General features: G+C 42.5%; 9 protein-coding genes. All 9 read left to right on the plus strand.

Annotated elements, in window-relative coordinates; translation table 11 throughout:
- Positions 1–392: 392 nt before the first annotated feature.
- The gene (locus ACFPOH_RS11945; protein ID WP_342469327.1) at positions 393–1,349 is read left to right on the plus strand and encodes a thymidylate synthase; all 957 of its coding nucleotides are present in this window, start codon (positions 393–395) and stop codon (positions 1,347–1,349) included.
- Positions 1,350–2,118: 769 nt separating this feature from the next.
- Complete coding sequence (folA, locus tag ACFPOH_RS11950) at positions 2,119–2,598, plus strand: type 3 dihydrofolate reductase (RefSeq protein ID WP_390309833.1); 480 nt, start codon at positions 2,119–2,121, stop codon at positions 2,596–2,598.
- Between the two features lie 350 nt (positions 2,599–2,948).
- The gene (locus ACFPOH_RS11955) at positions 2,949–3,662 is read left to right on the plus strand and encodes a CoA transferase subunit A (RefSeq protein ID WP_342469330.1); all 714 of its coding nucleotides are present in this window, start codon (positions 2,949–2,951) and stop codon (positions 3,660–3,662) included.
- Positions 3,659–4,312, plus strand: coding sequence for a CoA transferase subunit B (locus ACFPOH_RS11960; protein ID WP_342469331.1), 654 nt, complete (start codon positions 3,659–3,661; stop codon positions 4,310–4,312). Before ACFPOH_RS11955 ends, ACFPOH_RS11960 begins: the two co-directional genes overlap by 4 nt.
- 112 nt (positions 4,313–4,424) lie before the next feature.
- Entirely contained in the window at positions 4,425–5,066 is a 642-nt protein-coding gene (locus tag ACFPOH_RS11965; RefSeq protein ID WP_342469332.1) for a TetR/AcrR family transcriptional regulator, read from the plus strand.
- Positions 5,067–5,094: 28 nt separating this feature from the next.
- Positions 5,095–6,237 carry an acyl-CoA dehydrogenase gene (locus ACFPOH_RS11970; RefSeq protein WP_342581456.1) on the plus strand — a complete coding sequence of 381 codons (1,143 nt, stop codon included), beginning with the start codon at positions 5,095–5,097 and terminating at the stop codon, positions 6,235–6,237.
- A 23-nt stretch (positions 6,238–6,260) separates the two neighbouring features.
- Positions 6,261–7,898, plus strand: a complete 1,638-nt coding sequence (locus ACFPOH_RS11975; protein WP_342469334.1) for an AMP-binding protein — start codon at positions 6,261–6,263, stop codon at positions 7,896–7,898.
- A gap of 83 nt (positions 7,899–7,981) precedes the next feature.
- Entirely contained in the window at positions 7,982–9,340 is a 1,359-nt protein-coding gene (locus ACFPOH_RS11980) for an acetyl-CoA carboxylase biotin carboxylase subunit (protein WP_342581455.1), read from the plus strand.
- Between the two features lie 15 nt (positions 9,341–9,355).
- The coding region (locus ACFPOH_RS11985) for a hypothetical protein (protein ID WP_390309837.1) at positions 9,356–9,646 on the plus strand (291 nt) is incomplete at its 3' end.

A 9,646-nucleotide genomic window follows, 5' to 3' on the forward strand; every position in this document is an offset into this window, starting at 1 on the left:
CAACATACTGAAAAGGGCCGCAAATTCCCAAACCAATTTCAAAAATAAGGAAACAGAGCGAATGGAAAAACTCATTGTTTTCTCCATTCGCTCTGTTTTTATGGACTTTTTAGACAAGCCCTTTTTTTCATTAATCGGTAAAACATAGTGTAGTCAAATAAATTGTATACAAAATCAGTCCGATATAAATCGTAATCTCCGCCATTGACATCCCCCCAGTGTATTTGGATATTATTATTGTATACAAAATTTTCAGAAAAATGAATTTTAATGCTCACATTTTGGTCATTCTCTTTTATGGTCGCTTTTATGTTATGATAAGAATTGAATTTTACTCGAATGAGGAAAAAAACGTTTTATTTTGATTTTACATAAGACGGGAGAGTATCGATATGCGTCATCCAGAATATGCTTACTTGGATTTGTTGCAATATATTTTAGAACATGGGGTAAAGAAAGAGGATAGAACCGGTACGGGAACGATCAGCATTTTCGGCTATCAGATGCGGTTTGATTTAAGTAAAGGGTTTCCTCTTTTAACAACGAAACGTGTTCCGTTTAAATTGATTGCCAGTGAATTATTATGGTTTATCAAAGGGGATACAAATATCCGTTATTTATTGGAACATAATAATCATATCTGGGATGAATGGGCATTCAAAAAATGGGTGGAATCCGATGAGTATGAAGGTCCGGATATGACGGACTTTGGTCTGCGCGCCGCAAACGATGAAGAATTTGCCAAAGTGTTGGACGAGCAAATGAAAATTTTCCATGAGAAAGTATTGACGGACGATGAGTTTGCGAAACAATACGGAGAATTGGGCCCGGTTTACGGCAAGCAGTGGCGAAGCTGGCCTGGCGAAAATGGGGAAACAATCGATCAATTAAAGAACGTCATTGAGCAAATCAAACGGAACCCGAATTCCCGCCGATTGATTGTTTCTGCATGGAATCCGGCGGAAGTGGATGAAATGGCCTTGCCTCCTTGCCATACGTTATTCCAATTTTACGTGGCGGAAGGAAAGCTTTCTTGCCAACTTTACCAGCGAAGTGCAGACGTCTTTTTGGGCGTTCCTTTTAATATTGCTTCCTATGCATTATTGACACATTTGATTGCCCACGAATGCGGACTTGAAGTGGGAGAATTCATTCACAGTTTCGGGGATACACATATTTATTTGAACCATTTGGACCAAGTGAAAGAACAGCTTTCCAGAGAACCGAAAGCACTGCCGACATTAAAAATTAATCCGGAGAAAAAGTCGGTATTTGACATCGAACTGGAAGATTTGTCGATTGAAGGATATGATCCTCATCCAACGATCAAAGCGCCGGTTGCGGTTTAAACGATTCGATGAAAGCCACAAAAGGATGGAAATGACTTATTCCAACTTTGTGGCTTTTTTCATTAAATAACAACCAATTTCTATTACTACTTTTAGTGATGAAAACTTCACCTGTAAGTCAGTTGTAAAGTAAACCCGAATTCAAATAACGCATATAAATCGATCGCATCTCCTTGTACGATAGAGTTATCGATACAGAGGAGGTGTTTTGATTTGGCAAATGAAAAACTAAATACCGTACCCGTCAAATTGGAACCTGATTCCGATTCAACTCCCACTTCAACGAGTCGTGCCCCTCACAGACCTGTATGCGTGATTCAAGCAACAGATTTGAAAAGTCTGTACTATCAAGACGAGGATAACAATACGAGTATTTAGGGGAAGAAGATAAAACGAGCTTTGGGTAATAGTCAAAAAATTAAACCTTCCTTCCCATTCTGTCAAAGACTGAAAGCCAATACCGCTTTGATTAAGAATTTTCCAAAAAAATAATATAACCCCAAATATATTTCCTAAATCCCCAAGATGAAATAAAATAAGTATCAGGTTTTGTAATGGATGTGCTGTTACATTTAAGAAAACTTGAATGCCAAAACACAATGCCCATTGAGTTTTGGAAAACATCCAAAACGTTTATCGAATACTGAAGCGGAAAATGCTTCAATTGGTGAGACCTTGCTCAAAGCAAAAACAAGATTTAAATGCTCCTGTTTATGGGGGAATAAAGCAAGACAAAATAGAAATATAAAAAATACATAGGAGAGAGAATATGATTTCATTAATCGTAGCCCACGACAACAATCGAGTAATCGGTTATAAAAATCAGATGCCATGGCATTTGCCAGGAGATTTAAAATATTTCAAGGAAACGACGATGGGAAAACCCCTCATCATGGGCAGAAAAACCTTCGAATCCATTGGACGTCCTCTGCCTGGGAGAAGAAATATCGTCATCACCAAAAACAAAGATTACCATCATGAAGGGATTGAAGTGGCATCCAGTTTCGAGGAAGCCTTGAAACTGGCAGGCGATGCCGAAGAAATTATGGTGATTGGTGGCGAACAAATATTTAAATTGGCGCTTCCGATGGCTGACCGGTTATATATCACGCATATCGACCATGCATTTGAAGGGGACACATACTTCCCGGAATACGGGAAGGAATGGAAAGCGGTGTCAGCCAGCGAAGTTTATAAGGCAACAGAAGGATTTACGTATCAATACGTCGTTTATGAGAGAAAAAGATAATTTTAAAATGTCTTTGGATAAGCAATGTTAGTTCATTTTCTACTGGAACTCTATCAATCATCCGTCCAAAAAAATACGCCCATCGGCCAACTGGAATAAAATTATTTTCCGGTTGGCCGTTTTTTTTTATTTTGTAAGTAAAAAATTCTTTATTATAACGACAAAAATAAGGTAATATGTATAAAAGAGAAAATAATGCATTGAACGCATTAAAATTTTCACTTTTCGAGATAGCGTATTGAAATGTTAAAATCTATTTTTTCGATGAAACATTAGTATAAAAATAGTTTTTCCCACATATAAAAGAATGGATACGCTATTTGCTTGAAAGGAAAAGGAGGCGTTGCAGCATGTCAAAGGTATTTACATCCTTCGATGAAGCCATTGCAGAATTGAAGGATGGGGATACGATCATCGTCGGCGGTTTCGGTTTATGCGGTATCCCTGAAAAAGCGATCGATGCGATTTTGCGAAAAGGGACAAAAAATTTAACGGTTGTCAGCAACAACTGCGGCGTAGATGATTGGGGATTAGGCTTGCTACTAGCGAACAAACAGATTTCAAAAATCATCGCATCCTATGTAGGTGAGAACAAAACTTTTGAACAGCAGTTTTTAAATGGTGAAATCGAGGTCGAACTGACACCTCAAGGAACGCTCGCTGAGAGAATCCGGGCAGGCGGCGCAGGAATTCCGGCATTCTATACGGCAACCGGTGTCGGAACGCCAATTGCGGAAGGAAAGCCGACAAAAGTATTCGATGGGAAAACATACATTGAGGAAAGGGCCATCGTTGGCGATTTCGCTTTTGTAAAGGCATGGAAAGGCGATAAATTAGGAAACCTCGTTTATCGAAAAACGGCAAGAAACTTTAATCCGTTGGCTGCGATGGCAGGAAAAATCACCATTGCCGAAGTGGAAGAGCTGGTTGAAGTGGGTGAATTGGATCCGGATCAAATCCATACGCCAAGCATCTACGTTCAACGCATCCTGGTTGGCGATCATTACGAAAAACGGATCGAGAGAAAGACGACGCGCATAAGAGAGGAGGTTCAACAAGGATGACGCTCACGACCAGAGAGAAAATCGTCAAGCGGGCCGTAAAGGAAATCAAAGACGGCATGTATGTCAATTTGGGAATCGGCATGCCAACGCTCGTTGCCAATGAAATCCCAAAAAATTATCAAGTGTTGTTGCAGTCCGAAAACGGGTTGCTGGGAATCGGGCCATATCCGACGGAAGAAGAAGTGGATGCGGATTTGATCAATGCCGGCAAAGAGACGGTAACGGCAGTGAAAGGAGCCGTATTTTTTGACAGTGCAGAATCCTTTGCCATGATTCGTGGAGGACATATCGATTTGGCCATTTTAGGCGGAATGGAAGTTTCTGAAAAAGGCGATTTGGCCAACTGGATGATCCCGGGAAAAATGGTCAAAGGCATGGGTGGCGCGATGGATTTGGTTCAAGGAGCGAAACGCGTCGTTGTCATTATGGAGCATTTATCGAAAAAAGGGGAGCCGAAAGTTCGGAAAGAGTGCACGTTGCCTCTGACAGGACAGGGCGTGGTTGACCGCTTGATCACAGAATTGGCTGTGTTTGATTTTACAGAAGATGGAATGGTCTTAATAGAAAAATCAAAGGATATCACATTGGAAGAATTAAAAAGCAAAACAGAAGCGGATTATAGCATTTCGCCGAATTTAATAGAATGGTAAAAGTTTCATACTCAAAAATTATTTGATTTATGTCATAAAATGCTAGAAAAATAAATATATTTCTACTAACGTCCAATTATGTTTAATGCGTGATACCGAAAGGCGGTAAAAAATGAAAAAACCATTGAAAGAACGGATCCTGGAAACATCGCTGCACTTATTTCAGCAACATGGTTATCACGGAGTCACCGTCGACAAAATCGTGTCGGAAGCAGGCACGTCCAAAGGCGGTTTTTATCACAATTACAAATCCAAAGATGAACTTTTATATGAAATCCATGATGTCTTTATTTCCTATGTGATTGAAAAAGCGGAACATTCCTACGCTGAAAATCAAACGCCCATCTCAAGACTTGCGGCAATTTTGCACTCATTCATCAAGGTGTTCGACATGTATAAGCCTTACATCACCGTATTTTATGAAGAAAGCAACTATTTGAATGATGAATTTAAGCAAATCATTAACGAGAAAAGGGACCGCTACCGGAAATTGCTTGAAAAGGTCATCGCCGAAGGGCAGGAAAGCGGCGACTTCCGCAAAGAATTGCCGGCCAACATTGTTACGATGGCGATGATTGGAATGGTCAATTGGACATACAAATGGTTCAAGCAGGACGGTCCGCTGACAATGGAAGAAATTACAGCCATTTTCAAAGATATGATTATTCGCTCCATCGTGACAGAGCAAGGTTTACAAGAGGCGGAACAATTGGGGCAGTTACTGGCACCTGTTGGTCAAAAACAAACCGACTAGTCGGTTTTTATGATAGGGGGAAATGTTCATGAATTTTGAACTAACAAAGGAACAATTGATGATTCAAGAAATGGTAAGAGATTTTGCAGAACAGGAAATTAAACCTTATGCAAGAGAACATGATGAAAACTCCACATTCCCAATCGAAACGTTCAAAAAAATGGGGGAGCTTGGACTTCTGGGGATTCCGTTTCCTGAAGAATACGGAGGTTCAGGTGGAGATACGATTTCCTATGTCATTGCCGTCGAAGAAATCGGAAAAGCCTGTGGCGGCACTGGGCTCAGCTATGCAGCGGCCATCAGTTTGGGCGCTTCGCCAATCTATTATTTCGGAACAGAGGAGCAAAAACAGAAATGGCTCGTTCCGATGGCCAAAGGAGAAGCTCTCGGTTCATTCGGGTTGACAGAGCCGAATGCAGGTTCAGACGCCGGTGGAACAAGAACAAAAGCTGAACTGGTGGGCGATGAATACATCATCAACGGCGAAAAATGTTTCATTACAAATGCCGGATACGCAAGACAAGTGATTGTAACCGCGGTTACCGGAGAAAGGGAAGACGGAAAGAAAATCATCACGTCCTTCATCGTTCCGACTGATGCTGAAGGGGTAACCATCCGTTGCGATTACGACAAAATGGGGGTACGTGCTTCCAACACTTGTGAAATTGTTTTGGAAAATGTCCGCGTGCCAAAAGAAAATGTATTGGGCGACCCGAAACGTGGATACAGCCAGTTCCTGAAAACGTTGGACGGCGGACGGATTTCCATCGCCGCCTTATCGGTAGGGATTGCGCAAGCCGCTTATGAAAAAGCGTTGAAATATGCAAAAGAAAGATATCAGTTTGGACAACCGATTTCCAAATTCCAGGCTATTCAGTTCAAATTGGCTGATATGGCCATGGAAATAGAATTGGCCCGCAACATGGTATATAAAGCTGCGTGGCTGAAAGACAACAATAAACCTTTCGGAAAGGAGGCGGCATTTGCGAAACTTTTCGCATCGGAAATGGGCTTCAGAGTATGTAATCAGGCCATTCAAATTCATGGCGGTTACGGTTACATGAAAGAGTACGATGTGGAAAGACATTTACGGGACATCAAACTGATGGAAATTGGTGAAGGTACTTCCGAAGTTCAACGCCTTGTGATTTCAAGATTAATTGGGTGCTAATAAGGATATAAAGGAGGAATGGAATGGCTGATCTCGTTTATAAAACTATCGGTCAATTATTGGAGGAGCAAGCGGAAAAATATCCAAACAAGGAAGCGGTAGTCTATTCCGACCGCAATTTGAGGCTGACATACCAGGAATTTAATGCGTGGTCCGATCAAGTGGCGAAAGCATTGATGGCTCTTGGCATCCAAAAGGGAGACCATATCGCCGTTTGGACAACGAATGTGCCTGAATGGGTGGCACTTCAATTTGCCACTGGAAAAATGGGGGCACCGCTCGTGACAGTGAATACGAACTACCGTACTGCGGAATTGGAATATTTATTGAAACAATCCGATTCCCAAACACTGATCCTGATTGAACAATACAAAGACCATCGCTTCATCGATACAGTATACGAAATCTGCCCAGAGTTAAAAACATGTAAACCTGGCGAACTGAAATCAAAACGGTTGCCGATGTTAAAAAATGTCATCATTATCAGCGAAAAACAATTCGATGGCGTTTACAACTGGAATGATGTCATTAAATTGGCGGAACAAGTATCGGATGAAGAATTGGATAAAAGAAAAGCTGCACTTCATTATGATGATGTCATCAACTTGCAGTACACTTCCGGAACAACAGGCTTTCCGAAAGGCGTCATGTTGACACACTACAACATCGTCAACAATGCTATCAACATTGCCGAATGCATGAAATTGACGCATGAAGACCGCCTATGCATCCCTGTTCCATTCTTCCACTGTTTCGGATGTGTGATTGGTACGATGGCCATCGTTTCTGCCGGCGGTACAATGGTACCGATTCAGGAATACAACCCGGTGGAAGTATTAAAAACGGTGGAAAAAGAAAAATGTACAGCTCTTCATGGCGTACCGACCATGTTCATCAGCGAATTGAACTTGCCGAATTTTGATGAATTCGATTTATCCACTTTGCGTACCGGAGTCATGGCCGGTTCCAACTGTCCGGAAGAGCTCATGAAATCCGTCATCCAAAAAATGAATATGAAAGATATTACGATTTGCTACGGACAGACGGAATCTTCCCCGGTGATTACGCAAACGCGCACAGATGATCCGTTTGAGTTGAAAGTGGGATCTGTTGGCCGCGCTTTGCCGAACGTGGAAGTGAAAATCATCGATCCGACAACAGGAAAAGAAGTGCCGCCAAATACACAAGGCGAACTTTGCACGCGTGGTTACCACGTGATGAAAGGATATTATAAAAATCCGGAAGCGACAAGCGAAGCCATTGATGAAGACAATTGGCTGCACACCGGAGATTTGGCCACGATGGATGAAAACGGCTATGTCCGTATTACAGGCCGCCTGAAAGATATGATCATCCGTGGAGGGGAAAACATTTATCCGCGGGAGATCGAGGAATTCCTATATAAAAATCCAAAAATCTATGATGTGCAGATAGTTGGCGTGCCTGATGAAAAATACGGGGAAGAAGTGGCTGCTTTCATCATCTTGAAACAAGGCGAAACGGCAACCGCCGAAGAAATTCGCGAGTTCTGCGAAGGGAAGATTTCAAAACACAAAATCCCGAGATATATCTTCTTTGTGGATCAATATCCAATGACAGCATCCGGTAAAATTCAGAAGTTCAAATTGAGGGAGCAATTCACTGCAAAACTGGTTCATTGATGAAAGCAATCGGCGTTCTTTCGAGCGATTGCAAAACTTGTACAAAAAAAGCACTAAACGGTATGGGAAGGAGTAGTATGCCGATGTTTAAGAAAATTTTAATCGCAAACCGCGGAGAAATTGCTAGAAGAGTGATTCGTACCTGCAAAAAATTGAACATTCAAACGGTTGCAGTGTATTCGGAGGCGGACCGGGATGCCATTTTCGTAAGAGAAGCGGATGAAGCCTATGAAATCGGTAAACCTCCCGTTGCCTTAAGCTACTTAAATATTGAGAAGATTATAGAAGTGGCGAAAAAGGCGAATGTTGATGCCATTCATCCAGGCTACGGCTTGCTTTCTGAAAATCCGAATTTTGCCAAACGCTGCGAGGAAGAGGGCATTGTCTTCATTGGACCAAAACATGAAGTCATTGCCGCAATGGGAAGCAAGCTGGAAGCGAGAATCAAGATGAAGGAAGCGGGAGTGCCGATCATCGAGGGCGTCAATGTGGCAATCGAAAGCGTGGAAGAAGCGATCAAAGTGGCAGAGGAAATCGGTTATCCGTTAATGTTGAAAGCTTCTAGCGGCGGCGGTGGCATCGGCATGCAGCGAATCCATAACCAGGAAGAACTTGCAAAAGCCTTTGAGGGCAATAAAAAGCGGGCACAATCCTACTTTGGCGACGGAACGATGTATATCGAAAAATACATCGAAAATCCGCACCATGTGGAAGTTCAAATTATAGCCGATGTTCATGGGAACGTCGTGCCGCTTTTTGAACGGGAATGTTCCATCCAGCGTCGCAATCAAAAAGTCATTGAAGAAGCCCCGTCCCCAACCCTTTCTGAAACGACTCGTGAAAAGATGCTGGAGGCGGCCGTTCGGGCGGCACAATATATCGGCTATACCAATGCAGGAACCATTGAGTTTCTGGTGGATGAGAAAGAGAATTTCTATTTCTTGGAAATGAATACCCGCTTGCAAGTGGAGCACCCGGTGACGGAAGAAATCACCGGCGTGGATCTGGTTGAACAGCAAATCCGCATTGCCCAAGGACTTCCGTTAGAAATTTCCCGCGATTCTTTACAAATCAAAGGGCATGCGATTGAAGCGCGAATCTATGCGGAAGATCCGGTTACATTTTATCCTTCTCCAGGAGCGATTTCGGTTTTGGAATTGCCTGAAGGGGAAGGCATCCGCAATGACTGCGCCGTCGAGTCAGGTTCCAATGTGACCCCGTTCTATGATCCGATGATTGGAAAGCTGATTTGCTACGGCGAAACGCGGGAACAGGCATGCAAACGTTTAGTGAAGGCATTAAAACAGTACAAAGTGGAAGGAATCAAAACCAATATTCCGATGTTATTAAAAATTGCCAGCCACAAAGAATTTATTAAAGGCAATATTACAACAAGTTTTGTAGATGAATATTATTTACCCGAAGTCCAAGTGACAAAGTAATGGAAATGAAGCAATTTGAAGTGGAAAGAGAATAGGGGCGTTTGGGACGCAGGGTGTGGATTTGGTAGTGCCTTATGCGGGATGTGCACGAGCGGTGGTGTTATCCGAGCGAATGAAGGTGCTATCCGCACGAAAAGGATGGCCATCCGCACAAAACAAGGTGGCAAACGCACAAAAAAGATGGCCATCCGCACAAAACAAGGTGGCAAACGCACAAAAAAGATGGCCATCCGCACAAAACAAGGTGGCAAACGCACAAAAAAGATGGCCATCCGCACAAAACAAGGTGGCAAACGCACAAAAAGG

Origin of the sequence: Ureibacillus suwonensis (assembly GCF_042655065.1) — a bacterium.
Lineage (GTDB): Bacteria > Bacillota > Bacilli > Bacillales_A > Planococcaceae > Ureibacillus > Ureibacillus suwonensis.